We start from the raw sequence: 23,560 nt of genomic DNA on the forward strand, positions 1-23,560 counted from the left end.
CAAGAGGTTTATGATGAACAGCAGCTTGCTTAGATATGCTGCATTTTAGACATCAACTCAGGCTTGGACCCCGACCCGTCCGTGGCCGCTTATTTCGCCAGCCGGTTTTCGACAAAGAGGCGAACTGCGGCATCAATATGTTGCCAGTCCTTCAAAAGCGCGCTGGAGAAGCGATAAAGTATCGTCAGGTCCTGGCCGATGTGGATATCCCGCTGGCAATCGCCGCTGGTGGGCCTGTCGCCGGCGGCGGGCAGGACGCAACGCACGACATAGTCCGGCGCACCGGAGCGCTGCCCCGTCAGTACGACTTCGCTGCCATAACCCGAGTCGGCGCGCAGCCGGTGGAGCGTCAATCCGAACGCCGCCTGCTGCGGCGCGCCGTCGAAAAGTTTCGAGTATATCGGCTCCAGCCGCCCGGACATGTCACGCGACATCGTGCTCTGCGACAATTGCAGGAAAATCAACGAGGAAGACTGGCCGATATCATCGAAACGGGACCGCAGGTCGGTGCTGTAACCCTCGAGCTCCGGCCATGTGAGGTAAAGATCGACGCGCTCGGTGATGCCGGCTCGGCGCTGGTCGCGGAAGCGAATCGTGTTGGCCGAAAGCTCGAGCTTGTCCTGGCCGATCCGGATCAGGAATTTCTCGGTACTGTCGGTATGGCCGGCAAGCGCGATACGCTGGCCGAACCAGTGACCACTGATGCTGATCCCCGCCGTCAACAGTGCAAGGACGGCGATGACGACGGTCAGTCGATAGACGAAGCGATTGGAAAGGAGCGGCGCCTCTTCTGCAGCCGGGACGTTCCGGGCCGGACCTGTCATGACGCGCGCTCCATGTTCTCGTTCGAGAGGGAATTCGCCGGCGCCGGAATGGGACAGGAATACGGAGAGGGGCCAAACGATTTGGCGGCAGTCTGGATCGTTATGGTTAACGCTTCGTAAAGCAGGTCAGGTCGAGGACAGTTCGGCATGCCTGCGGATGTGCGGTCCCGCACATTGACCGCGGCTCGGGTCGCCGCGGTCTTCCAGCCCCGGGACTGGCGGACTATTGGCCGACGGAGCCCACGGCGGTGGCGCGACCGTCCTGCAGCTTTACCCAACGGGCAGGGTCGTCATTCGCCTGGCGCTTCAGGAAGGTGTATTCGGTATCCGACCAGACCATGACCTTGTTGCGCATGTTGTCGAGCACGAAGTCGCCGCGATCCGTGCGGACCGTCAGGACCGCGTGACCTTCGCCATTCGGCTGCAGGACGACGGTAATCAGCAGGTCTGACGGCGAAAAGCCCTTCGCCATCAGCATCTTGCGCTTCAGAAGCACGAAGTCTTCGCAATCGCCGACGGTGCGGGGATAGGCCCAGCGTTCTTCGACGCCGTAGATTTCCTGATCGGTCATCGGCGTGATCGAGGAATTGACCGTGTAGTTGACATCCAGAAGCGTACGCCACTTGTCTTCAGTCAGGGCCAGCGGCCCGGCGTCCTTGTAGGTCGCGGCGCATTCGCTGACATAGGTCTTGCAAAACTCATAGTGGCCGAGCGGCGGATTGGCCTGGCCGAGAACACGCACGCTGCCAGCTGGCATGCCGAACGAACTTCCGGCGGTAAAAACTGCGATGGCGGCGGTGATGGCGGCGAGGCCCAGTCCCTTGCTGTACTTCATTTTTATGTCTCCCCGTTGTGGGAAGAACACTGCCAGACAGGGCTTGATTGACAGGAAAATATCGAAGTAAAATCAATATCTTATTTGAATTCAATTCGTCTAAAACATGGCTCAAATACATCTCGATCTTTCATAAAATTAGAGACGAATTTGCCGTTGGTTTTCATAAAATGGGCGCCATCGGCATCGGCCGACATTGCCGCTTTGCCATTATCCAACTGTAATTCAAGGATTTTCGGCGATCGGCGAAAATAGCCGACGTAGCCTCGAAAGGCTGGAAATGACGACGGTTGGCCGTGCTCGATCAGGATGGGGAGGTGAGAAGTCGAGGCGCAACACAGTCAAAGGGGACCTGACGAGGCCGATTCCCGGCTCAAAAAAAGTGCCGAAAGGGGACATTTTTTTGAAAAAAAGTTCGTTTCGGCACAGTCCGCTACCGTTTCCCGGCCTGTCCGGCAATGAAACAGGCTGGTTGGCGGAGGATGGACAACAAAAAAAGCGCCCCGGATGGGACGCTTCAGGATGGTGGTGGTGGCAAGAACGCTTTTAGAGGAATTCGGTAAGCGTTTCGCGCGACTGCACCGAATTGAACTCGATCGCCACACCTTCCATGAAGTGGCGCACGACACGTCCGCGCATGTTGCCGAGCCGGAGCGGGGTGCCGAGGGCCGGGCGGATATCGATATCGATCGCGGCGCCCGACAGCGAAAGGTCCACGATGCGGCAGGCATAACGCCGGCCGTCGTCGAGGGTGATCTCCGTGCGGGTATTGCGCGGCGCCAGGCGATCATGGCGGCGATCTTCCGGCAGCCCGAGTTCATGCTTGTTGGCGATCCAGGTCAGCTGGGCGGCCAGTTTCTCGCGCTTGCGGTCCGTCGCGTTGATCGACATCACGAAGCCGGTGCCCGACAGGCTGACGACCATGCCTTCCAGCCGGCCGATATGATCGAGATAGGCGATCACCCGTTCGCCAACGAGGGGACGACCAACGCAGGCAAAGCTGACGTCGCCCGGCGACATGTCCACGACGTTGCAGGGGAATTCCTCATGCGTCGCCAGCATCAGCCGTCCTGGGATATTGACGGACACGCGCTGAAAGGAGCGCTGCGCGGGAACGCTGGGTGTCGATGGATTATGAGCCGGCTGAAATGAATACATTTGAGAGAGCTTTTCTCTTCTAAGTCTATCGTTAAGAGTATTAGCGCGCGGCGGTTAACAGAAGGTTTTGGAAGGCCGCGTCGCCAACACCCGCCGGGATGGGTATTCGTTGTCATGACGGAGGCCGGCCGGCCGGAAGCCGATCGGGTCTATCGGAGAAACTGCGGTGATCGCCGGTGACCGGCACACCGAAATGCGAACCGCTGCCGGTCAGGAACGTCCAGTTCTCGAGCGTCAGGAAGGCGACAGGCGTTGCCGCTACGGGATAGGGAGAGAGCCGGGGCAGGAGGGCACCGAAGATGCGGTCGCTCGCCGCCGTCTCCACCGACCGGATCGGCAGAAGCAGCATCTCATAGGCATGGCGGATATGGCCATTCGAGGCGAGGACGTCCAGAAGCGCGGGCTGTTGCGAATGAATGACGTTATGGGCGATTTCCACCGGCTGCCGGTAATCTGTCTGTAGCCAGAGATCCGCGAAAGCCTTGCCGCGGAATTCACGGTCGAACAGGTCGCAGATGCGGGTGCCCGCCAGGCGGAATGCCACCGTGCCGGCAGGATCCATGGCGGCCATGAAAAGATGCGGCAGAAGATGACGCAAGGCGGCGGGGTCGATCTCGGTCTTGAGGGGAGCCGCCCCGTCTTGCTTGAGATTGACCCAGTAGTCGAAGATCGCCCGGCTGGCCTGGTTCCGCATTCATCCTACCTGTTACATTTCGGTACAAACCGCGCTTCATGCGCGGCCGGTCCTCTTCCAGCAGCGAAATCCATGCCACGGCAAAGGACTGATGGTTAACGATCCATCACCGGCCGATGCGCTGGCGTTACTGTGATCCCGGTGCGCTTTCCTTTGAACGGCCGCTCCTATATGGCTGTCGGCCATTCGGCAGGGCAATGAGATACAGAAGGGGCTGGCATGAACGACGGGCCGGATATGGCAAACGAGCAGCCCGAGGCGGATGACGGCGCCGAGCGCTCGCAGCCAATTTTCAATCTTCCGCGGAGCCTTGTCGTGACGCTGGCCTTGCTTGCGGTCATCTACATCGTGCAGGACTACCTGCTGGACGAGGATATGCGCGCCTATATGGTCGTGAACCTGGCATTCACGCCGTTGCGTTACGTCTATCCGCTCGGCGACCAGGATCTTGCATGGGCCTGGACGCCGGTCACCTATTCGCTTCTGCACGGCGGCGTCGAACACATCCTCTTCAATGCGCTTTGGCTGATGGCCTTCGGCGCGCCGGTCGTGCGGCGGATCGGCACCCTGCGCTACGTGATCTTCTGGATCCTCTCGGCGGTGGCTGCCGCCTTCTTCCATGCCGCGCTCAACTGGGGCAACGAGACGCTGCTGATCGGTGCCTCGGGGGTCGTCTCGGCGCTGATGGGGGCCGCCTGCCGTTTCGCCTTCCCGGAACGCCGGGGCTATGACCGGACACACGGTCATCTTTATCCGCGCCAGTCGATCCTCGGCTCCTTCCGCAACCGCACCGTGGTGATCTTCACCGCGATGTGGTTCGCCGGCAACCTGCTGATCGCCTTCGGGGTGACGCTGTTCGGCGCGGACATGGGACCGATCGCCTGGGACGCGCATATCGGCGGCTTCCTGTTCGGCTTCCTGCTGTTCGGCCTTTTCGATCCTTTGCCACGCCGGGTCATGACGCTCCCGCGCCCTTGATCTCTTTCTTGATCTCTTTCCCGCCTCGCTCTACACTTCCGCGGACGTGCAGGGACGGTTCCTCCACCCGGGCGCTTTGCTTTTCGGGAACGGACGATGTCCAAGCCGAACTGGTTGCGAGGAGAGAGCCATGGCAATAATCGTCAAGAACATGCTGGATGCAAAGGGGCGTGACGTGGTGACCGTCGGTCCCGACAAAACGCTGCTCGAAGTCGCCGGGATCCTCAACGACAAGAAGATCGGTGCCGTCGTCGTGACCGGCATGGAAGGCCGCATCGCCGGTATCTTTACCGAACGCGACCTGGTGCGCGCCGTCGCCGGCAAGGGTGCCGCCGTGCTCGATCAACCGGTCAAATCGGCGATGACGACTTCGGTGCAGCGCTGCAAGGATGAAACGACCGTCGACGAACTGATGGGAATGATGAGCTCCGGCCGTTTCCGCCATGTGCCCGTCGAGCAGGACGGCAAGCTCGCCGGCATCATCTCGATCGGTGACGTGGTGAAGTCGCGTATCCGCGAGATCGAGATCGAGGCCGAACAGATCAAGGCCTATATCGCCGGCTGAGCCGTTTCGGCTGCGCCTCGCTCGCTAATGCGGCATCCGCCACCTTAGCGAGCGAAAACTTCCTGCATGCGTTTCAGCGCCGAAATCTGCGCCATCGTTTCCGTATAGCCGCGGTCGATCGCTTCGCCGGCACGGTGGAATTCGGACAGTCCGATATCGGCAAGCCGCGGATGCAACGCCAGGTCCGGCGGATCGCCCGCCAGTCGCGCCCGGGAAATGCGTTCCTGGATGATGTTGAAAGCCTGCACCATGGTGCCGGTCAGGCCGACGCGGACGTCCTGGGGTTTCTTGCGGCCGTCATCGATCGCCTGGACGCTGGCATTGTGCTTGACGACAGCCGACCGTCCGAAAATCTCGTAGTTCAGGTTGACGGCGACCACGAGTGGCTGCTCGTAAGCGCGGCAGACGGAGGTCGGCACAGGATTGACGAGGGCGCCATCGACCAGCGTCCGGTTGTTGCATTTCACCGGTTCGAAAATGCCCGGCAGGGCGTAGGAAGCACGAAGCCCCGTAATCAACGAGCCGCTGGAGATCCACACTTCATGGCCGGTGTGAAGTTCGGTCGCAACCGATACGAAAGGCCGATCGAGCTCCTCGATAGACAGGCCCTCGAGGTGTTCCTGCATGCGCTTGGTCAACCGCATGCCGCCGAGAAGGCCGCCGCCGCCGATCGTCAGATCGAGCAGGCCGGCGATCCGGCGCATCGTGAGCGATCGGGCGAAGCTTTCGAGTTCGTCGAGCTTGCCGGCAAGATAACACCCGCCGACCAGAGCGCCGATCGAAGTGCCGGCGATCATGCCGACCTCGATGCCGGCTTCGTCAAGTGCCCTGAGGACACCTATATGCGCCCAGCCGCGCGCAGCACCGCCGCCAAGGGCGAGGGCGAGTTTTGCTTTTTTGGGGGATTCTATGATGGGAGGGGGGGTAGGTTCTAGGACTTTCGCTTCACCGCCATCGGCAGGTGCCGCAAGCGGATCGGTACGGTTCCAACTCCAGTTCAGCATCGATAAACACCCTCCACAGCTGAACAAACCCCGGTCTGCCGATTAACGCACCGACAGGTTTCGAAATCGTTTATTCAGGCGAGACATGCCGAAAAACGGGGCAGATGCCTAAATGGTTCCTTGATCTGAATAGACGACACCCGGGTCAAAATGACGCGTATCGTCGGTGATTTCAAGAACCGCCCGGCCATCACTTTGGGTTACAACCCGATAGAAACAGGAGCGGCGGCCGGTATGGCATGTGGCGTCATGCCCGGCGACCGAGACCTTCAGCCAGACGGCGTCCTGATCGCAGTCGGTGCGCAGTTCATGAACGGTCTGGAGGTTGCCGGACGACTCGCCCTTTTTCCAGATCTTGGCGCGCGAGCGGCTGTAATAGTGGGCGATGCCGGTCTCCACCGTCAGCGCCAGCGCCTCGGCGTCCATATGCGCGACCATCAGCAGTTCGCCGTCGCGCACGTCGGTGACGACGGCGGTGACGAGACCGTTCTGATCGAAACGGGGCGTGAAGGCGCCAGCGCCTTCGAGTTCCGCCTTGTCGGCGGAAGGCTGGTCGAAAGAAAACGGCATCAGGAAACTCCGCCCGGACAACCGCGGGTCAGCGGTTGCGGGCCAGCGTGAAGAAACGGGCCTGTTCGGCGGCGTTCGCCTTGAACTCTCCGGTAAACGTCGTCGTCATCGTATGCGAGCCCTGCTTCTGCACGCCGCGCATCTCCATGCACAGGTGCTCGGCCTCGATCATGATGGCAACGCCGCGCGGCTTTAAAGTCTCCTCGATCGCATTGGCGATCTGCGCCGTCAGGTTTTCCTGGGTCTGCAGGCGACGGCCGAAGATTTCGACGACACGGGCTATCTTCGAGAGACCGAGGACGCGGCCGTTCGGCAGATAGGCGACATGTGCCTTGCCGATGATCGGGAGCATATGGTGTTCACAGTGGGAAAAGAACGGGATGTCGCGCACCAGCACGATATCGTCATAACCCGAGACTTCCTCGAAGGTGCGGCCGAGCACGTCTTCCGGCGACTGTTCGTAACCCCCGAACAGCTCGCGGTAGGCGGCGGCAACGCGCTTCGGGGTATCGAGCAGGCCTTCGCGGGCCGGATCGTCACCGGCCCAGCGCAGCAGTACGCGCACGGCTTCTTCGGCTTCCTGCTGCGACGGGCGGACCTGCTTCTCTTTCGAAGCCGGAAAATTCTTCACTATGGCATCCATCTATCGTCTCCTGATGCGGTTCAAGGCCGCATCCGACTGGCGTTACTCACGGACTGACCAGCCGCTGAGCACCGGCGGCTGATTTTTTGGGCAATCCGGCGATATCTGACCTTCGGCGAACATTTTTACAAGATATCCTGTTCCGTTTTCGGTAGGATTTCGTGAAAACATCCTTTCTTGATGATCTCGCACGGACATCACATATAATGGCAGGAACCCTTTTATGGTAGCCCGCCGGACGTGACGCAGTGTTCAACGAGCGACGGCGGTTTCAAAGCGAGCCTTGATGGACGACATCTATAACAGCAAGATCCTCGAATTCGCCGGCAATATTACCCATGCGGGCGTGTTGCCCGATGCGGATGCGAGCTCCGAAAAACATTCGAAACTGTGCGGCTCGAAGGTGCGCGTGCATCTGAAGATGGACGGTGACCGGGTTACGGACTTCGCCCATGAGGTGCGCGCCTGCGCGCTCGGCCAGGCTTCGTCCTCGATCATGGCACGTCATGTGATCGGCGCAACGACCGCCGAAATCCGCAGGGCGCGCCAGGACATGCTCGCCATGCTGAAGGAAGGCGGTGAGGGGCCTGACGGCCGGTTCGAGGAGATGCGCTACCTGAAGCCGGTCAAGGACTACAAGGCCCGCCATGCCTCCACCATGCTGACCTTCGAGGCGGTCGTCGATGCGATCGACCAGATAGAGGCGAAGGAGCGGTCCGAAGCGGCCACCGTCTGATCCGATGTGCGACGCTCCCGAATGCCAGCATTCCGAATCCCGACCGAAGGCGAGCCGCTCCCGCAACTGGTCCGGCCCATTCGCCAAGACGCCGGGCCGGCTGCTCGGCATGGGGCTGATCCGTTTCTACCAGCTGACGCTTTCCGGCTTCATCGGCAATTCCTGCCGGCATATCCCCACCTGTTCGGAATTCGGCTACGAGGCGGTCGCCCGCCACGGGTTGTGGCCGGGCGGCTGGATGACGCTGTTCCGGGTGGCGCGCTGCGGGCCGGGCGGTACCGGCGGGCTCGATCCGGTGCCGGACGCGCTCGAAGGGCGGCAGCATTGGTGGACGCCGTGGAGATACTGGCGTCGTCGCGCCCCACCAGTATCGCAGGCATGATGATCCCGCGATGATCTATGTCGCACTGCTGCACAGCATCGTCCTCGCACCCGGCAGGCGGGTCATCATGGCGGATCTGCGTGCCATGGCGGAGGAGCTCGGTTACCGGAACTGCCGGACCCTGGTTTCGACCGGCAACCTCGTCTTCGAAACGGGCAGGTCGTCGATCGGCGATATCGAGCAGCGACTGGAGACGGCTTTCGAAAAGCGGTTCGCCAAACATGTCGATATCATCGCAAGGACCGGTGCGGATTGGCTGAAGCTCGCGGCCGGCAATCCCTTTCCGTCGGGAGAAGGTTCCGAGGTCGGCGTGCGGGTGATGCGAAAGCCGCTCGACGACAGCGTCCTCGACCTGCTCGAACGCCACCGCGGCGAGGAGAAGATTTCGATCGTCGACGGCGATCTCTGGGTGGATTTCGGCGGCAGGGCGAGCGAGACGCGGCTGCTCTCGGCGATGACCACCAAGAAACTCGGCATCGGTACGATCCGCAATGCCAATACGGTCGCCGGACTGGCCGAAATGATCGGCTGATCGGCCGCTCGCCTTTACTAAAACGCCAAAAACATTTATCAGCCACGCCGGCTGCGCTCCAACGGCGAACCGCCATTTATTCCAACACCACCCGCATTCGTTGGCGGGACTGGACAGGAGAAGACATGTCCCAATCCGTTTCCCTTACATTTCCCGATGGCTCCGTCCGCATTTTCGACGCAGGCACGACCGGCCGTGACGTGGCCGAGAGCATTTCCAAGTCGCTCGCCAAGAAGGCGGTCGCCGTCACCATCGATGGCACCGTGCAGGACCTTGCCGAGCCGGTGGCTGACGGAAAGATCGAGATCGTCACCCGCACCGACGCCCGGGCGCTGGAGCTTATCCGCCACGACGCCGCCCACGTGATGGCGGAGGCCGTGCAGGAGCTTTGGCCCGGCACGCAAGTCACCATCGGCCCGGTGATCGAGAACGGATTCTATTACGATTTCGCCCGCAACGCGCCTTTCACGCCCGACGATCTGCCGAAGATCGAGGCGAAGATGAAGGAAATCATCGGCCGCAACAAACCGTTCACCAAGCAGGTCTGGTCTCGTGAGAAGGCCCGAGAAGTCTTCGCCGCGAAGGGCGAGGGCTACAAGGTCGAGCTGATCGATGCGATCCCGGAGGACCAGGATCTCAAGATCTATTATCAAGGCGACTGGTTCGACCTCTGCCGCGGTCCGCATATGGCCTCGACGGGCCAGATCGGCACGGCCTTCAAGCTGATGAAGGTTGCCGGCGCCTATTGGCGCGGCGACTCGAACAACGCCATGCTGACCCGCATCTACGGCACCGCCTGGGCGACCCAGGAAGAACTCGACCAGTACCTGCATGTGCTGGCCGAAGCCGAAAAGCGCGACCATCGCAAGCTCGGCCGGGAAATGGACCTCTTCCATTTCCAGGAAGAAGGTCCAGGCGTCGTGTTCTGGCACGGCAAGGGCTGGCGCATGTTCCAGACGCTGACCGCCTATATGCGCCGCCGGCTGGCCGGCACCTATGAGGAGGTCAACGCACCGCAGGTTCTCGATGCCTCGCTCTGGGAGACGTCGGGCCACTGGGGCTGGTACCAGGAGAACATGTTCGCGGTGAAGTCTGCCTATGCCTTCACGCATCCGGACGACAAGGAAGCGGACAATCGCGTCTTTGCGCTAAAGCCCATGAACTGCCCAGGTCACGTGCAGATCTTCAAGCATGGCTTGAAGTCTTATCGCGAACTGCCTATCCGGCTTGCGGAATTCGGCCTCGTGCATCGCTATGAAGCATCCGGCGCACTGCACGGTCTGATGCGCGTCCGCGGCTTCACCCAGGACGACGCTCATGTCTTCTGCACCGACGAGCAGATGGCCGCCGAATGCCTGCGGATCAACGACCTGATCCTGTCGGTCTACGAGGATTTCGGCTTCAAGGAAGTCGTGGTCAAGCTCTCGACACGACCGGACAAGCGCGTCGGTACCGACGCACTCTGGGACCGTGCCGAATCCGTCATGCTCGATGTGCTGAAGACGATCGAGGCGCAGTCGGAAGGCCGCATCAAGACCGGCATCCTGCCGGGCGAGGGCGCCTTCTACGGGCCGAAGTTCGAATATACGCTGAAGGACGCGATCGGCCGCGAATGGCAGTGCGGCACCACCCAGGTGGACTTCAACCTGCCGGAACGGTTTGGTGCGTTCTACATCGACCAGAACTCGGAAAAGACCCAGCCGGTGATGATCCATCGCGCCATCTGCGGCTCGATGGAGCGTTTCCTCGGCATCCTGATCGAGAACTTCGCCGGCCACATGCCGCTCTGGATCGCCCCGATGCAGGTGGTGGTGGCGACGATCACCTCGGACGCCGACGATTACGGCCGCGAGGTGGCGGAAGCGCTCCGCGATGCGGGCATGGTCGTCGAGACCGATTTCCGCAACGAGAAGATCAACTACAAGATCCGCGAGCATTCGGTCACCAAGGTGCCGGTCATCATCGTCTGCGGCAAAAAGGAAGCCGAGGAGCGTTCGGTCAATATCCGCCGTCTCGGCTCGCAGGCCCAGACCTCGATGACACTGGACGAAGCGATCGCCTCGCTGTCGCATGAAGCAACGCCGCCGGACGTGCTGCGTCGCCTCGAAGCCAGGAAGGCGGCAAAGGCAGCCGCCTGATCCGATCCCCTGATCCAATCCCTGACAGCGCCTGTGGAAGCAGGCGCTGTCAGAAAACAGCAATGTCGGTGCAAAAGGATGTTGCCGGGCTCGAAGCGGCTAGTTCCGGTCGTTGGCAACCGCGCCAGCCATCTGAGGCGTATCGCGCATCAGCACCTCGACCTCGGTATTGCGGCCGGCTTTGACGGTGAACGACCGCTGGTAGATCTTGGTCTTGTTGCGGGCGACGGCGAGATATTCGCCCTCAGCCAGCACCATGGTCGAGAAGGCGCTGACGCTTTCGTTGACGACGTCGCCGGCGGCGGTCAGGACGGACCAGGCCGTATCGGCAATCGCTTCCCCGCCCGGTTGGGAAACCAGCTTCAGGGTGATCTGGGCGGCACGATGCTGCAGAACGGCCTGCGTGAGCTTGCCGGCCTCCACCTGGATATCGGCCCGCACTACCGCATTGACGTCGCCATATTCCGAGACGACGTGATAGGTGCCGGCATTCAGTCGCACGACAGTATTCGGCTTCACGTCCGACATCACCAGCGCCCGATCGCCGTTGTCGCGCACTTCGGCGGAATAGACCGAAAAGCTCAGCTCCTTGGGCGGGATGCGCTGGTCGGTACCGGCAACCGCATTGAGGACGAAACCGCCAGCATCGAGCACCAGCGTCTGTTTCGGCATGTTGCCGTTTTCGGGGACTTTCAGTTTCTTGGTAACGCCGGCGCGGCCGAAGGCGCAGTTGACGAAATAGTCGCCTGGTGCGAGCTGGAACGACGCGGAGCCGCCTTCGGAACTGGCCACCAGCGGCAATTTCCCGTCTTCGCCGGCGATCGGGCTGAAAACGCGCCAGGTGAGGCCTTCCTGCATGGGCTGGCCGTCGGACGTCAGTTTGGCATCGAACTGCACGTCCCTCGAGAGCGCGCCGGGCGGGCCGCCCGGCAAGGCCGAGAAGGCGTTCAGCTTGGGCATCTTCGCCGTGCTGTCAAGCGCGCGAAAATTCTTGAAGGCGTCTTCCTGAGCGGATGCGCTGAAAGCTGAGCCGAGAGCCATCGCTCCGGCGAGAAACCAGCGTGCCGCAAGGGAAGTGCCTGCCATTTGTCGTACCGGTTGACTCTTGTTTTCCGAGACGTCACTTGAAGACCAATGACAAGGCAATTTCAAGACCTTCCCACGACGCCAGCTCCAAATGAAAGCTTTGACCATGCAAAATGATATTAAACTCATCGATTTCCTGCGCGACAGGCATTCCACGCCGGTCGCCCAAATGAAGGAGCCGGCTCCTTCGCAGGAGGAACTGGAGGCGATTCTCACCTTCGCAACCCGCATCCCGGATCACGGCAAGCTGGCTCCCTGGCGCGTCATCGTCTATCGCGGCGACGTGCGCAGGACGCTCGGCGAGCAGTTTCTGGCCCTGTCGCTCAGGAAGGCACCCGACATGGCCGACGCCGCCCGGCAGGCCGAACTGACGCGCTTCACACGCGCCCCGCTGGTCGTCGCCATCGTCAGCACCGCGGCACCGCATCCGAAAATCCCCGAATGGGAACAGGTACTCTCGGCCGGCGCCGTCTGCTTCAACATGCTGATGGCCGCAAGCGCGCACGGCTACGTCGCCAACTGGCGTACGGAATGGGTCGCCTACGACGACGAGGCGCTGGCTCTCCTCGGCATCAAGCCGGGCGAAAAGGTCGCCGGGTTCATCCATATCGGTTCGAGCGACTTCCCGACGCCCGACCGGCCGCGGCCGGAACTGTCGCAGATCGTCAGCTACGCCGAATAGGATTTTCGATGTTCTACTCCACCGATACCAACCAGCATGGACTGAAGCACGATCCCTTCAAGGCGATCGTCGCCCCGCGCCCGATCGGCTGGATCGGCACGAAGGGCAGGGATGGGTCGATGAACCTCTCTCCCTACTCCTTCTTCAACGCCATCTCCGACAACCCCAAACTGGTGATGTTCTCGTCCAGCGGCCGCAAGCACAGCCTGAAGAACGCCGAGGAAACCGGCGTCTTCACCGCAAGCCTCGCAAGCCGTCATCTGGCCGCGCAGATGAACGCCTCGTCGGAGGCCGTGCCCTACGGCGTCAACGAGTTCGAGGTGGCGGGGCTGACCGCCAAGATGGCGGAACTCATCGACGCGCCCTACGTCGCGGAAGCCTATACGGCGTTGGAATGCCGCGTCACGCAAGTGATCCAGCCGGTGGGATTGGACGGCGTGCCGGCGGACGCCTACGTGGTTTTCGGCCAGGTGGTCGGCATCCATATCAGCGAGGAGATTCTCCGCAACGGGCGGATCGACATGGGGCTCGCCCGGCCGATCGCCCGCATGGGCTATCGCGACTATTCCGACGGCGGGGCTGACGTGTTCGAAATGACCCGACCGGCGGGCGCCGATCCTAAAAACTGAAAATCCGATTGATGATCGGAATTTGATCGGGACGGCGGCAGAACTTGCCGGAGAAACCGTTCGCTCTTGCTCTTTCGCAATCAGACTGGAGGGGAGCCGTGTCCCCCGCGGGCGAGACGGCGTCGATGGCGGCTATACCCGTAGCAGCGGCAGCGAGCGCGACGGTTCCAGCGGCAAAATACGCGGTGTCGGAGGAGGGGCCGTAGCCACCTTCCCAGCCGAGGGCCACCAGACGATTGCTGCAGCGTTCGAAGCTGGAGGCCGCGAGGATGCCGGCCGCATCGGCAAGCGCGACGATCCGCGTCATGCCCGGCGCCAGCCCTGAGCGGATTTCCGATACACGCAACGCCATGTCGAGCCTCTGGACTTTGGCTCCGTTGCGGGCGCCCCGGAGCACGACCGAGGCGGCGCCATGCCGGATGGCGAGATCGACAGCCGCCTCCGTCCGTGCCGAAGAGAAAACCGGCAGGAGGAACGCCAGGTCCGCGGCCGGCGCCAGGCCGGCCCATCCCCTGCAAAAGTCCCCAACCGCATTCCACGACTCAGGGGCATCAGCGAGGTCGAGCACGGTCAGATCCGCCCCCGCCGAATGGATCGCTTCGGGCTTTGCGGCGGGATCGACGATATACCAGGACCGTATTTTCAAGGACTTCGCCATGGTTAAGGAACGTGGTGAACCAATCTTAAACTTTTTGGCGCTAGCGTAACTGATCAAGCCAGCCAGATCCGAACTGGCATGTGTAGTCGAGGCCGAGTGTGATCGTACAGGCATTTCTTCGTTGGGCTGAAACAGCAAGAACAGGCGAGCGGGCGAAGGCGGCCAATGCTCTCGGCCGGGCCTATCTTCGCTCACCCATGGGTGGCGAGCAGCATCGGGCCGCGGCGCTTGCCATGACCTATCTCCTCGACGATCCCTCGCCGCACGTGCGACTGGCGCTGGCGGAGGCGCTGGCGGATTCCCCCGATGCGCCGCGCGCCGTCATCGTGTGCCTTGCCGAAGACCAGCCGGAGATCGCCTGCACGGTCATCGCCTGCTCGCCCGTGCTCACCGAAAGCGACCTCGTCGATCTTGCCGGGCGCAGCGACAGTCTCACCCGTGGAATGATCGCCGCGAGGCCGAACCTTTCGCGCGGGGTTGCAGCCGCGATCGCCGAGATCGGCGACGAATGCGAAGTCACTATCCTGCTGGAAAACGACACCGCCTCGGTCACCCGGGTTTCGCTCCGGCGGATAGCTGAGCGGTTCGGGCATTGCTGCGAAATCCGCAACCTGCTGCTGGAGCGCGACGCGCTGCCGGCGGATGCCCGTCACATGCTCGTCAATCACATCACCGCGGCACTTGCGGGCTCCGGACTGGTGCGGACCAGCATGGCGCCGGCGCGGATCGAGCACATGACCCGCGAGGCGGGAGAGGCAGCGGCCGTCGCCATTGCCGGCACCGTGCCGCAGGAGGAAATCCCCGGCCTGGTCGAGCATTTGCGCACCGCCGGACGGCTGACGCCCGCCTTCCTCATCCACGCGCTCTGCAGCGGCAAGGTGGATTTTTTCGCCGGCGCGATGGTTTCGCTGTCCGGGCTCGACGACCGCCGTGTGCGGGCGATCCTTGCGACCGGCCGTATGCACGCGGTTCGGGCGCTCTTCGAAGCCTGCGGCCTCGGGCGGGATATCGCTGCCGTCTTCGTCGAAGCGGTCTTCCTCTGGCGCAAGGCTGCGGCAAACGGCGCGCTCGACAATATCGCCGGCCTGCTGCTCGAAAAGTTCCAGCGGCCGGACATGCAGCTTTCGCCGGTGTCGGACCTCCTCGACATGATCGAGAAGCTGCATCGGCTGGAAGTCCGGCTCAGTGCGCGGTCATACGCCAACGAAGTGTCGCTGGCGGCTTAACTGCCGGCTCAGCGCTGGAATTTCTTGGCGACCCAGGAATAGCCGTTCTCGACCAGCCGCACCGGACTGGTCATCAGCGTCTTCACCCCTTCGGTGGTCGGAAGCACGGTCCTGACCCGTTGGATGGCGCGGCCCGCAAGCGTTTCCTTCTCCTGCTGCGTCACCGGTTCCTGGGCAGGCACCGCGGCGGGTTGACCGGCTGGTGCGGGCGGCGTCTCGGGTCGAGCCTGCGGCGTCGGGGCATTGGCGATCTCCACGGCTTCCGGCTTCTGGCACACGGCGATCAACATCGGATAGGGCTGGCTGGCATAACCGGACAGCTGCTGCTCCGACACCGAATTGCACATTTCAATGCTCGGCCAGCGGTTTTCAGCGGTGGCGATATAGTGGCAATCCGTTCCGGCGTCGTTGCAGCCGAGAATGGTCATGACAATCAGTGCGGAATTCATCTCGTCCCCTTGAATGTGGTGGATGATCTAAATCGGACAATCTTGACCCGACCAAGGCAGGTTTCGCGGGCATGCCGCATCCGCTAAGCCATGCTCATGCCAAAGCTCCCGGAGGCCGAAATGACCGTCAAGATTGCGATCGAACCGCCGCGCCAGGCGGGCGTGCTGAAGCTTCTTGAACTCTCCGACGCCTATGCGGCCTCGCTCTATCCCGCTGAGAGCAATCACATGGTGGACGTCGCGACACTCGAGGGACCCGACGTTTCCTTCTTCGTGGCGCGCGATGGAGACACGATTTTGGGCTGCGGCGCATTGGTCAAGGCGGGTGACGGCACCGGCGAGATCAAACGGATGTTCGTCGATGAGGCGGCGCGGGGGCTGAAACTCGGCAAGCGACTGATGGATGCGATCCTGGAACACGGCGCAGAGCTTCACCTGTCGGTGATCCGGCTGGAGACAGGCATTCATCAACCGCAGGCGATCGGGCTTTATCGCGCCTGTGGCTTTTCAGAGATCGGGCCGTTTTCAAACTACCGGCCCGATCCGCTCAGCATCTTCATGGAGAAGAGACTTTCCTGACCACGGGAAGATCGGGCGGAAGGTCCGGGGATGCCGCCGGCCCTTTGGCCAGGTCGGCCGATTCGACCTCGGTCACATCGGCCATCTTCACTTCCCGGATCCATTCGCGCCAGATCGAGACGAGCAGCGCCATCAGGACCGGGCCGATGAACAGGCCGAGGAAACCCATGGTGCTGACACCGCCGACGAGGCCAAAAAAGGTCGGCAGGAAGGGAAGCTTGATCGGGCCGCCGACCAGGCGCGGCCGCAGCGTCTTGTCGACGATGAAGAGTTCGACCGTGCCCCAGAGGAAAAGGCCGCCGCCGGCGACATAGGCGCCGTTGGCGACCAGATAAAACGAGATCAGCGTGAACGACAGCGGCGCACCGCCCGGAATAAGCGCCATCAGCCCGGTAAGGACACCGAGCGTGACGGGCGAGGGGACGCCGGCGATCCAGTAGGCGATGCCGAGCACGATGCCTTCGCCGATTGCAATCAGCGTCTGGCCGGTCACGGTCGAACTGATCGTCCTTGGAACGACACGCGAAATCCGCTCCCACCGGGTCGGCAGGATGCGCTCGCCGAGAAGGTCGATCTGCTCGCTGAAGGAGCCGCCGTCGCGATAGACGAAGAACAGCGCGATCAGCATGAAGAGCAGCGTCAGCACGAGATGGAAGGCGCCGTCGCCCGCCGCCACGATGGCGCGGTAGATATTGCCGATATTGGCGCCCGAGACGATCTGAATGAGTTCGCCGACCGCACCGGGCGAGCCGACATGCTGGACCCACTGGATGCCGAGCCATTCGCCTACCCAGGGAAGGCCGGTGATCCAGGCCGGCGGCGGGGCGCCGAAACGGTTCACTTCGGCCGCCCAGACGATCCACTGACGCACCTCGCCGATCGTATAGGAGATCGCGATGCCGATCGGCACGATGAGGAAGGTGAGGATGAAGATGATGGCGAGCGAGGCGCCGATCGTGGTGTTTCCGCCGGTACGGCGCAGCAGTTCCCGATAGAGCGGCCAGCTCGCAAAGCCGATGACAAGGGCGGCGAGAACCGGGACCAGGAAGCCGTGGAAGAAATAGATGCCGGCAGCGGCGACGAGCACGAGCAGCCAGCGAGCAGCGGAGATCGGCGGAATGAGCGCGACCCTGCTCGGTGCGACCGGCCCAAGCCAGCGCGGCTCTTTCGGGCCTTTGCGATCGTTATTTCCGCTCACCGAATTTCCTTTTTTCATTTTCCCCATCATATGGCTTATGAGGTTCCCCGGTACAAGACTAATGCGTCATCCATTAAAAGGAAGCTTACTCCTTGCCCTAGACGGCAGATGCGATAGAAATATGAAATCGCCTTCCGGCAGAGCCGGAAGTATGATGCAAACCTTCTTGATGAAGTTTTCCCAACCTTAGGGATGCCGAAGCGTCTGCTCTCCTCATTCTATTGGTCGGACTGTCTTCAGGGACTTGTAATATGCCTCACAGGGATGCGGTCGATCTTAGCAATTGCGACCGAGAGCCGATCCATATCCCCGGCAGCATTCAACCTCATGGATGCCTTATCGCTTGCGACGCCGCAGGCGCGGAGATCGTACAACACTCCGCCAATGTGGCGGACATGCTTTCGATCACGGGAGACATCAACGGCCGGCGGCTGGAGGAGATTGTCGGCGGGGAGGCGGCGCATACATTGCGCAATGCGCTCGCCACATCCGACAACCCGGCGAGGCCGGCGCTTCGGCATGGTCTCAGGTTTGCCTCCGGGGCCGCTTTCGACGTCGCGATCCATCGTTTCGAGTCCAAGGTGATCCTGGAGTTCGAGCCGGCATCGACGGATTCCGACCAGCCGCTCGAAGTGGCGCGCATGCTGATCAGCCGCATCCGCAACGTCGCCAGCCTCGACCGGCTGATCGAAAGCTCGGCGCGACTGATCTATGCGATGCTCGGTTACGACCGGGTGATGATCTATCGTTTCGAGGAGGACGGTTCCGGAAAAGTCGTCAGCGAATACAAGAGGCGCGACCTCGAAAGCTTCAAGGGCCAGTATTTCCCGGCCGGGGACATCCCGAAACAGGCCCGCGCGCTTTACGTCAAGAACACCGTCAGGGTGATTTCCGACGCCAGCAACCCGCGCATCCCGATCGTGCCGGAAACCGACGAGGCAGGCGGCGCGCTCGATCTGTCCTTCGCGCACCTGCGCAGCGTTTCGCCAGTCCATTGCGAATATCTGCGCAACATGGGCGTCGCAGCTTCGATGTCGATTTCGGTCGTGGTGGACGACGAGCTCTGGGGCCTGATCGCCTGCCACCACTATTCTCCGAAAGTGCTTTCGATGCCGCAGCGGGTGGCGGCGGAGACCTTTGGAGAGTTCTTCTCGCTGCATCTGAGCGCATTAAAGCAGCGGCAGCTCATGGAGACGGCGGGACAGGCGCGACGGTCGCTCGACCGCTTCCTGCAGGCAGCCTCCCACCATGCGAACATTACCGGGTTGCTGCGCAATTCGCTTGGCGAATTCAGCCAGATGCTGGCCTGCGACGGCGTCGGCCTGCTGCTCGACGGCGTATGGACCGGCGAAGGGGCGGTGCCGCCGCAGAGCCTGATAGCAGAGCTCGCGGAATTGGTCGGCGGTGTCGCAGGCGGCAGGATCTGGTCCAGTTTCCAGCTTTCCGTGGATCTGCCGGGGCTGCACATTTCTCCGGAGACGATCTGCGGCGTGCTAGCCATTCCGCTCTCGCAACGACCGCGCGACTACCTGTTCTTCTTCCGCCGGGAAATGGTGCAGACGCTCAACTGGGCGGGCAATCCTGAAAAAACCTACGAGACGGGGCCGCTCGGAGACCGGCTGACGCCGCGCAGCAGTTTCGCCATCTGGAAGGAGATGGTGCATCAGCAGGCGTCGCCCTGGACCGATGGCGACCGCGAGATCGCCGATGCGATCCGTGCGGTGCTTGTCGAGGTGGTCCTCCATCACAACGAACTGCTGGCCGACGAACGCGGCAAGGCGGACGTGCGCCAGCGGATGCTGAACGAGGAGCTCAACCACCGGGTCAAGAACATCCTTGCGGTGATCAAGGCGCTGATCGGGCATTCGGTCGATGCGGAGGTCAGCCTCAAGGACTATGTCGGCTCGCTCAAGGGACGCATCCAGGCGCTTGCCTTTGCCCATGACCAGGTCGTGCGCGGCGGCGACGGCGGCGTGCTATCCGATCTTCTCGAAGCGGAGCTGAAGCCCTACAGGGAAGGAACGCGCAGCGTTACGCTCAAGGGGCCGCGTATCTGGCTCGACAGCCGCGCCTTTTCCGTGATGGCGCTGGTATTGCACGAGATGTCGACCAATGCAGCAAAATACGGCTCGCTCTCCGTCAACGGCGGACGGTTGGATGTCGAGTGGCGACGGCTTGCCAACAATGATTGCGAACTCGTCTGGACCGAAAATGGCGGGCCGCCGGTAAGCCTCCCCTCACGCGCCGGTTTTGGCAGCGTCCTGATCAACCGCAGCGTACCCTACGAGCTGGAGGGCGAGGCGAAGATCGAGTATCCGCCCGAAGGGGTGACGGCGCGCTTCGTGATGCCGTCGAAACACATCCACGGCGACGAGGAGTTGGCGGAAGCCGAAGTCGAGGAGCACAGCAGCGCCGTTGGCCAAGGCAAAGCCGCGCCCCGGCTTCAGGACCTCGAATTTCTGCTGGTGGAGGACCAGATGCTGATTGCCGCGGATGTGGAAGCGATGCTTGCCGAGCATGGCATCGACAAGGTGACGACGACGCCCTCGGTTGCGGACGCTTTCCGCAAGCTCAAGGAACTTACGTTCGATGTCGCAATCCTCGACGTCAATCTCGGCTCCGGCACATCGCTGCCGATCGCCGAGGAACTGATCCGCCGGGACATCCCCTTCATTTTCGCGACCGGCTACAGCGACAAGTCGATCGTACAGGCAAATTTTTCGGCTCCGGTCGTGCTCAAGCCTTATGAGGCGGCGGCCTTGATCGGCGCCGTTACTAAGGTGCTCGGCGAACGGAGCTGACATTCATGGCCATGCCGGGGGTATGCGAGCCGGAAATCCGGCTCAGATATCGAGGTTTTCGGCGAACGCGGCACGCTCCTGGATGAAACGGAAGCGGGCATCCGCCTTCGTGCCCATCAGGTTGTCGACCGCTTCGCGGGTGCCTTCGAAATCCACGTCGTCGATCGAAACGCGCAGCAGCGTGCGATGGGCGGGATCCATGGTGGTTTCCTTCAGCTGCGCCGCCATCATTTCGCCAAGGCCTTTGAAGCGGCCGATCTCGACCTTCTTGCCCTTGAACACCGTGTCCATCAGCTCCGCCCGATGGGCATCGTCGCGCGCATAGACGGTCTTGCCGCCCTGGCGCAGCACGTAGAGCGGCGGCACCGCCAGGTACAGGTGGTTGCCGCGGATGAGTTCTGGCATTTCCTGGTAGAAGAAGGTGATCAGTAGCGAGGCGATATGGGCGCCATCGACGTCCGCATCGGTCATGATGATGATGCGCTCGTAGCGAAGGTCTTCCTCGCGGTATTTCGTCCGGGTGCCGCAGCCGAGCGCCTGGATGAGATCGGCGATCTGCTGGTTGGCGGAGAGCTTTTCACGGCTGGCGCTGCCGACGTTGAGGATTTTTCCGCGTAGCGGCAGGATGGCCTGGTTGGCACGGTTGCGGCCCTGCTTGGCGGAACCGCCTGCCGAGTCACCTTCGACGATGAAGAGTTCGGCACCTTCAGCGGTGTTCTGCGAGCAGTCGGCGAGCTTGCCGGGCAGCCGCAGCTTGCGCACGGCCGTCTTGCGGTTGACTTCCTTTTCCTTGCGGCGGCGCAGGCGCTCTTCGGCGCGTTCGATCACCCATTCGAGGAGTTTCGCCGCCTCGGCCGGATTGCCGGCAAGATAGTGGTCGAAGGGGTCGCGCAGGATATTTTCGACGATGCGCTGGGCTTCGACGGTCGCGAGCTTGTCCTTGGTCTGGCCGACGAATTCCGGCTCGCGGATGAAGACCGAGAGCATGCCGACCGCCGAGATCATCACGTCGTCGGTGGTGATGTCCTTCGCACGCTTGTTCTGGGTCAGGTCCGCATAGTTCTTGAGGCCCTTGGTGAGCGCGATGCGCAGACCCGCCTCGTGGGTGCCGCCTTCAGGGGTCGGGATGGTGTTGCAATAGGAATGCAGTTCCGGATCGCCGCCATACCAGGTGATCGCCCATTCCATCGCGCCGTGGCCGCCGGTCTTTTCGGTGCGACCGGCAAAGATTTCGCGGGTGACCGTAAAGTCCTTGCCGAGCGTAGCGGAAAGATAATCCTTCAAGCCGCCGGGGAAGTGGAAGACCGCCTTTTCCGGGATGTCGCCGCCGGCGGGAACCATGCCCGGATCGCAGCTCCAGCGGATTTCGACACCGCCGAACAGATAGGCCTTGGAGCGCGCCATGCGGAAGATGCGGCCGGCATCGAATTTCGCGTGGTCGCCGAATATCTGCGGATCGGGATGGAAGCGCACCCTGGTGCCGCGGCGGTTGTGGACGTCACCGAGTTCTTCGAGGCCGCCCTGCGGCACGCCGCGCGAAAAGCGCTGGCGGTAGAGCTTGCGATTGCGGGCGACTTCGACTTCGAGAAGGTCGGACAGCGCGTTGACGACGGAAACGCCGACGCCGTGCAGACCGCCCGATGTCTCGTATGCCTTGCCGTCGAACTTACCGCCGGCATGCAGCTTGGTCATGATCACTTCGAGCGTCGACTTGCCCGGCACCTGGGGATGGTTCTCGACCGGGATGCCGCGGCCGTTGTCCGTGACGGTCAGGAAACCCTCGGCATCGAGATGGACGTCGATGAAGTCCGCATGGCCGGCAACCGCCTCGTCCATCGAGTTGTCGATGACTTCGGCGAAGAGGTGGTGCATCGCCTTTTCGTCGGTGCCGCCGATATACATGCCGGGGCGCATGCGCACCGGTTCCAGGCCTTCGAGCACGCGGATCGAGGAGGCGCCGTAGTCGTCGCCGGACAAGGTCGCGGGGGCAGGCCGCGGCGTCGAGGGCTCCGCCTTGAGGGCGGGCGCGGGTTCGACGGCGACCGCCTTGGCTGTCACCGGCAAATCGGCAAAAAGGTCGTTATTGTCATCCATCGGCTGCGTCGGTACTACCTGTCGGGGTGCGGAAGAGGAAGCCATACCCATCTCGTGCTGTTTCGAATCACTCGCGATTCTGCCAGAAACCCGGCTTTTTCGCGATGCCGCATGGAAACGGTCGTTTTTCACCAATGCTGCGCCGATCGGGCCATGGCAAGCTTGCGAGGCTGAGGGAACCTGATGAAACCAAGCATGTCCACAGTTCATTTCGTTTTCGGCACGGTTCTTGCTCTTCTCGTCCCTCTTGTCGCCATGCCGGCAAACGCGCAGGAAGGGCCGATCAAGCCCTTCAAGGACGAGCTGTTTTCCCGCATGACGGTGCTCCAATCCTCGGACGGCGGCGCCCACGAGGTGATCGACTACCAGGAAATGCGCGACATCAACGGCCGCGACCGCGAGCCGGAACGGCGCGTCAAGGACGAGTATGTTTCCCTGGGCGTCAGGCGCGACCAGCAGAACGAGACGCTTAACCTTGCCGGGCGCCGGCTCGATGTCACCAGGGTGGGACAGGCCGAGGACGCCGCCTTCACGGTGATCTTCATCCATGGTCGCGGCGGCGACCGCCGGCTCGGCGTCAACGACTACACGTTCGGCGGCAATTTCAACCGGCTGAAGAACCTCGCCACCGGCAATGGCGGCACCTACTATTCGCCGAGCGTCACGTCATTCGACGACAAGGGGGTCGCCGATATCGCGGCGCTGATCCGCTACGCGTCTGATCAGTCCTCCGGACGGCCGGTGATCCTCGCCTGCGCCTCTATGGGCGGGTTCATCTGCCAGGGCATCAGCCGGGACAAGCAGGCCGTGCGGTATCTGAAGGGGGTCGCGCTGCTCGGTGGCCCGCCGGACCCGGGATTGCCGAAATCGGCGCTCGCCAAGCGCAGGCTGCCGATCTATTTCGCGCATGGCGGCAATGACAGCGTCTACAGGTCCGAGGATCAGGAAGCGGTCTACCGCAAGCTGAAGGCCGCCCGCTATCCGACCCGGTTCACGCTGTTCGCCACCGGCAGCCACGGCACGCCGATCCGGATGGTCGATTGGAGGAAGGTCCTGAATTTTCTGCTGACCAGCCGCTGAGCTGCCGGCTGTTAACCAA

The 23,560-nt window shown here is 62.2% G+C and carries 24 protein-coding genes; 12 read left to right on the forward strand and 12 right to left on the reverse strand.

All coding sequences use genetic code 11. The features are described from left to right. Nucleotides 1–89: 89 nt before the first annotated feature. From ACSQ8R_RS09010 to ACSQ8R_RS09025, 4 genes are all read right to left on the reverse strand, one after another. A complete protein-coding gene (locus tag ACSQ8R_RS09010) occupies nt 90–824 on the reverse strand; it encodes a hypothetical protein (RefSeq protein WP_436253025.1) in 735 nt (244 codons plus the stop codon). Between the two features lie 223 nt (nt 825–1,047). After that, complete coding sequence (locus tag ACSQ8R_RS09015; RefSeq protein ID WP_436253026.1) at nt 1,048–1,659, reverse strand: transglutaminase-like cysteine peptidase; 612 nt, start codon at nt 1,657–1,659, stop codon at nt 1,048–1,050. Between the two features lie 546 nt (nt 1,660–2,205). Continuing rightward, on the reverse strand, nt 2,206–2,817 hold the full coding sequence (locus ACSQ8R_RS09020) for a PilZ domain-containing protein (protein WP_436253027.1): 612 nt from the start codon (nt 2,815–2,817) through the stop codon (nt 2,206–2,208). A gap of 112 nt (nt 2,818–2,929) precedes the next feature. Next, nucleotides 2,930–3,511 (reverse strand): PAS domain-containing protein, encoded by a 582-nt coding sequence (locus tag ACSQ8R_RS09025; RefSeq protein WP_436253028.1) that lies wholly within the window; start codon nt 3,509–3,511, stop codon nt 2,930–2,932. A 219-nt stretch (nt 3,512–3,730) separates the two neighbouring features. Between ACSQ8R_RS09025 and ACSQ8R_RS09030 the strand changes: the two genes are divergently transcribed. Both ACSQ8R_RS09030 and ACSQ8R_RS09035 read left to right on the forward strand, forming a co-directional pair. Further along, nucleotides 3,731–4,489, forward strand: coding sequence for a rhomboid family intramembrane serine protease (locus tag ACSQ8R_RS09030; RefSeq protein WP_436253029.1), 759 nt, complete (start codon nt 3,731–3,733; stop codon nt 4,487–4,489). 130 nt (nt 4,490–4,619) lie between these two features. Then, nucleotides 4,620–5,054: a CBS domain-containing protein gene (locus ACSQ8R_RS09035; protein ID WP_436253030.1), complete on the forward strand. Its 435-nt coding sequence runs from the start codon at nt 4,620–4,622 to the stop codon at nt 5,052–5,054. A 44-nt stretch (nt 5,055–5,098) separates the two neighbouring features. On the opposite strand, the gene ACSQ8R_RS09040 is transcribed toward ACSQ8R_RS09035, so the two are convergent. The 3 genes from ACSQ8R_RS09040 to folE all read right to left on the reverse strand — a co-directional run bounded on the left by ACSQ8R_RS09040 (nt 5,099) and on the right by folE (nt 7,271). Beyond that, nucleotides 5,099–6,058 (reverse strand): patatin-like phospholipase family protein, encoded by a 960-nt coding sequence (locus tag ACSQ8R_RS09040; RefSeq protein ID WP_436253031.1) that lies wholly within the window; start codon nt 6,056–6,058, stop codon nt 5,099–5,101. 108 nt (nt 6,059–6,166) lie between these two features. Then, nucleotides 6,167–6,628, reverse strand: coding sequence for a phosphoribosyl-AMP cyclohydrolase (gene hisI, locus ACSQ8R_RS09045; protein ID WP_436253032.1), 462 nt, complete (start codon nt 6,626–6,628; stop codon nt 6,167–6,169). Between the two features lie 28 nt (nt 6,629–6,656). After that, on the reverse strand, nt 6,657–7,271 hold the full coding sequence (folE, locus tag ACSQ8R_RS09050) for a GTP cyclohydrolase I FolE (RefSeq protein WP_436253033.1): 615 nt from the start codon (nt 7,269–7,271) through the stop codon (nt 6,657–6,659). A gap of 286 nt (nt 7,272–7,557) precedes the next feature. Between folE and ACSQ8R_RS09055 the strand changes: the two genes are divergently transcribed. From ACSQ8R_RS09055 to thrS, 4 genes are all read left to right on the forward strand, one after another. Further along, a complete protein-coding gene (locus tag ACSQ8R_RS09055; RefSeq protein WP_436253034.1) occupies nt 7,558–8,007 on the forward strand; it encodes an iron-sulfur cluster assembly scaffold protein in 450 nt (149 codons plus the stop codon). 4 nt (nt 8,008–8,011) lie between these two features. Next, nucleotides 8,012–8,389 (forward strand): membrane protein insertion efficiency factor YidD, encoded by a 378-nt coding sequence (gene yidD, locus ACSQ8R_RS09060; protein ID WP_436253035.1) that lies wholly within the window; start codon nt 8,012–8,014, stop codon nt 8,387–8,389. A 10-nt stretch (nt 8,390–8,399) separates the two neighbouring features. After that, nucleotides 8,400–8,921, forward strand: coding sequence for a DUF1697 domain-containing protein (locus ACSQ8R_RS09065; protein ID WP_436253036.1), 522 nt, complete (start codon nt 8,400–8,402; stop codon nt 8,919–8,921). Between the two features lie 125 nt (nt 8,922–9,046). Next, a complete protein-coding gene (gene thrS, locus ACSQ8R_RS09070) occupies nt 9,047–11,059 on the forward strand; it encodes a threonine--tRNA ligase (protein ID WP_436253037.1) in 2,013 nt (670 codons plus the stop codon). 99 nt (nt 11,060–11,158) lie between these two features. Here the strand turns inward: thrS and ACSQ8R_RS09075 are convergent, their stop codons facing one another. After that, nucleotides 11,159–12,145: a hypothetical protein gene (locus ACSQ8R_RS09075; RefSeq protein WP_436253038.1), complete on the reverse strand. Its 987-nt coding sequence runs from the start codon at nt 12,143–12,145 to the stop codon at nt 11,159–11,161. Nucleotides 12,146–12,251: 106 nt separating this feature from the next. Here ACSQ8R_RS09075 and ACSQ8R_RS09080 point away from each other — a divergent pair, with 106 nt between their 5' ends. Both ACSQ8R_RS09080 and ACSQ8R_RS09085 read left to right on the forward strand, forming a co-directional pair. Then, a complete protein-coding gene (locus ACSQ8R_RS09080) occupies nt 12,252–12,827 on the forward strand; it encodes a nitroreductase family protein (RefSeq protein ID WP_436253039.1) in 576 nt (191 codons plus the stop codon). A gap of 8 nt (nt 12,828–12,835) precedes the next feature. Continuing rightward, the gene (locus ACSQ8R_RS09085) at nt 12,836–13,456 is read left to right on the forward strand and encodes a flavin reductase family protein (RefSeq protein ID WP_436253040.1); all 621 of its coding nucleotides are present in this window, start codon (nt 12,836–12,838) and stop codon (nt 13,454–13,456) included. On the opposite strand, the gene ACSQ8R_RS09090 is transcribed toward ACSQ8R_RS09085, so the two are convergent. Then, complete coding sequence (locus ACSQ8R_RS09090) at nt 13,446–14,171, reverse strand: hypothetical protein (RefSeq protein WP_436253041.1); 726 nt, start codon at nt 14,169–14,171, stop codon at nt 13,446–13,448. The two genes, ACSQ8R_RS09085 and ACSQ8R_RS09090, sit on opposite strands and share 11 nt — an antisense overlap. Before the next feature lie 41 nt (nt 14,172–14,212). Here ACSQ8R_RS09090 and ACSQ8R_RS09095 point away from each other — a divergent pair, with 41 nt between their 5' ends. Further along, nucleotides 14,213–15,340 carry a DUF2336 domain-containing protein gene (locus tag ACSQ8R_RS09095; RefSeq protein WP_436253042.1) on the forward strand — a complete coding sequence of 376 codons (1,128 nt, stop codon included), beginning with the start codon at nt 14,213–14,215 and terminating at the stop codon, nt 15,338–15,340. An 8-nt stretch (nt 15,341–15,348) separates the two neighbouring features. Here the strand turns inward: ACSQ8R_RS09095 and ACSQ8R_RS09100 are convergent, their stop codons facing one another. Then, nucleotides 15,349–15,789: a hypothetical protein gene (locus tag ACSQ8R_RS09100; protein ID WP_436253043.1), complete on the reverse strand. Its 441-nt coding sequence runs from the start codon at nt 15,787–15,789 to the stop codon at nt 15,349–15,351. A 120-nt stretch (nt 15,790–15,909) separates the two neighbouring features. Between ACSQ8R_RS09100 and ACSQ8R_RS09105 the strand changes: the two genes are divergently transcribed. Further along, nucleotides 15,910–16,368: a GNAT family N-acetyltransferase gene (locus ACSQ8R_RS09105; RefSeq protein WP_436253044.1), complete on the forward strand. Its 459-nt coding sequence runs from the start codon at nt 15,910–15,912 to the stop codon at nt 16,366–16,368. On the opposite strand, the gene ACSQ8R_RS09110 is transcribed toward ACSQ8R_RS09105, so the two are convergent. Further along, nucleotides 16,346–17,566, reverse strand: coding sequence for an AI-2E family transporter (locus tag ACSQ8R_RS09110; RefSeq protein ID WP_436253045.1), 1,221 nt, complete (start codon nt 17,564–17,566; stop codon nt 16,346–16,348). The two genes, ACSQ8R_RS09105 and ACSQ8R_RS09110, sit on opposite strands and share 23 nt — an antisense overlap. Nucleotides 17,567–17,817: 251 nt before the next feature. On the opposite strand from ACSQ8R_RS09110, the gene ACSQ8R_RS09115 reads away from it, so the two are divergent. Beyond that, nucleotides 17,818–20,367 carry an HWE histidine kinase domain-containing protein gene (locus tag ACSQ8R_RS09115; RefSeq protein ID WP_436253046.1) on the forward strand — a complete coding sequence of 850 codons (2,550 nt, stop codon included), beginning with the start codon at nt 17,818–17,820 and terminating at the stop codon, nt 20,365–20,367. Between the two features lie 42 nt (nt 20,368–20,409). Here ACSQ8R_RS09115 and parE read toward each other — a convergent pair whose 3' ends face one another. Further along, complete coding sequence (gene parE / locus ACSQ8R_RS09120; RefSeq protein WP_436255424.1) at nt 20,410–22,461, reverse strand: DNA topoisomerase IV subunit B; 2,052 nt, start codon at nt 22,459–22,461, stop codon at nt 20,410–20,412. A 195-nt stretch (nt 22,462–22,656) separates the two neighbouring features. Between parE and ACSQ8R_RS09125 the strand changes: the two genes are divergently transcribed. After that, a complete protein-coding gene (locus tag ACSQ8R_RS09125; RefSeq protein WP_436253047.1) occupies nt 22,657–23,541 on the forward strand; it encodes an alpha/beta hydrolase in 885 nt (294 codons plus the stop codon). Nucleotides 23,542–23,560: the final 19 nt, after the last annotated feature.

Source organism: Neorhizobium sp. LjRoot104 (genome assembly GCF_964253725.1).
Taxonomy (GTDB): Bacteria; Pseudomonadota; Alphaproteobacteria; order Rhizobiales; family Rhizobiaceae; genus Neorhizobium.

Coding starts and splice junctions, on each gene's coding strand:
- ACSQ8R_RS09040 (WP_436253031.1), bottom strand. CDS start 6,058: ATGCTGAACTGGAGTTGGAACCGTACCGATCCGCTTGCGGCACCTGCC.
- ACSQ8R_RS09085 (WP_436253040.1), top strand. CDS start 12,836: ATGTTCTACTCCACCGATACCAACCAGCATGGACTGAAGCACGATCCC.
- thrS (WP_436253037.1), top strand. CDS start 9,047: ATGTCCCAATCCGTTTCCCTTACATTTCCCGATGGCTCCGTCCGCATT.
- ACSQ8R_RS09035 (WP_436253030.1), top strand. CDS start 4,620: ATGGCAATAATCGTCAAGAACATGCTGGATGCAAAGGGGCGTGACGTG.
- ACSQ8R_RS09075 (WP_436253038.1), bottom strand. CDS start 12,145: ATGGCAGGCACTTCCCTTGCGGCACGCTGGTTTCTCGCCGGAGCGATG.
- ACSQ8R_RS09025 (WP_436253028.1), bottom strand. CDS start 3,511: ATGCGGAACCAGGCCAGCCGGGCGATCTTCGACTACTGGGTCAATCTC.
- ACSQ8R_RS09055 (WP_436253034.1), top strand. CDS start 7,558: ATGGACGACATCTATAACAGCAAGATCCTCGAATTCGCCGGCAATATT.
- ACSQ8R_RS09105 (WP_436253044.1), top strand. CDS start 15,910: ATGACCGTCAAGATTGCGATCGAACCGCCGCGCCAGGCGGGCGTGCTG.
- yidD (WP_436253035.1), top strand. CDS start 8,012: ATGTGCGACGCTCCCGAATGCCAGCATTCCGAATCCCGACCGAAGGCG.
- ACSQ8R_RS09010 (WP_436253025.1), bottom strand. CDS start 824: ATGACAGGTCCGGCCCGGAACGTCCCGGCTGCAGAAGAGGCGCCGCTC.
- ACSQ8R_RS09115 (WP_436253046.1), top strand. CDS start 17,818: ATGCCTCACAGGGATGCGGTCGATCTTAGCAATTGCGACCGAGAGCCG.
- ACSQ8R_RS09100 (WP_436253043.1), bottom strand. CDS start 15,789: ATGAATTCCGCACTGATTGTCATGACCATTCTCGGCTGCAACGACGCC.
- ACSQ8R_RS09030 (WP_436253029.1), top strand. CDS start 3,731: ATGAACGACGGGCCGGATATGGCAAACGAGCAGCCCGAGGCGGATGAC.
- ACSQ8R_RS09080 (WP_436253039.1), top strand. CDS start 12,252: ATGCAAAATGATATTAAACTCATCGATTTCCTGCGCGACAGGCATTCC.
- ACSQ8R_RS09015 (WP_436253026.1), bottom strand. CDS start 1,659: ATGAAGTACAGCAAGGGACTGGGCCTCGCCGCCATCACCGCCGCCATC.
- folE (WP_436253033.1), bottom strand. CDS start 7,271: ATGGATGCCATAGTGAAGAATTTTCCGGCTTCGAAAGAGAAGCAGGTC.
- hisI (WP_436253032.1), bottom strand. CDS start 6,628: ATGCCGTTTTCTTTCGACCAGCCTTCCGCCGACAAGGCGGAACTCGAA.
- ACSQ8R_RS09065 (WP_436253036.1), top strand. CDS start 8,400: ATGATCTATGTCGCACTGCTGCACAGCATCGTCCTCGCACCCGGCAGG.
- ACSQ8R_RS09125 (WP_436253047.1), top strand. CDS start 22,657: ATGTCCACAGTTCATTTCGTTTTCGGCACGGTTCTTGCTCTTCTCGTC.
- ACSQ8R_RS09020 (WP_436253027.1), bottom strand. CDS start 2,817: ATGTATTCATTTCAGCCGGCTCATAATCCATCGACACCCAGCGTTCCC.
- parE (WP_436255424.1), bottom strand. CDS start 22,461: ATGGATGACAATAACGACCTTTTTGCCGATTTGCCGGTGACAGCCAAG.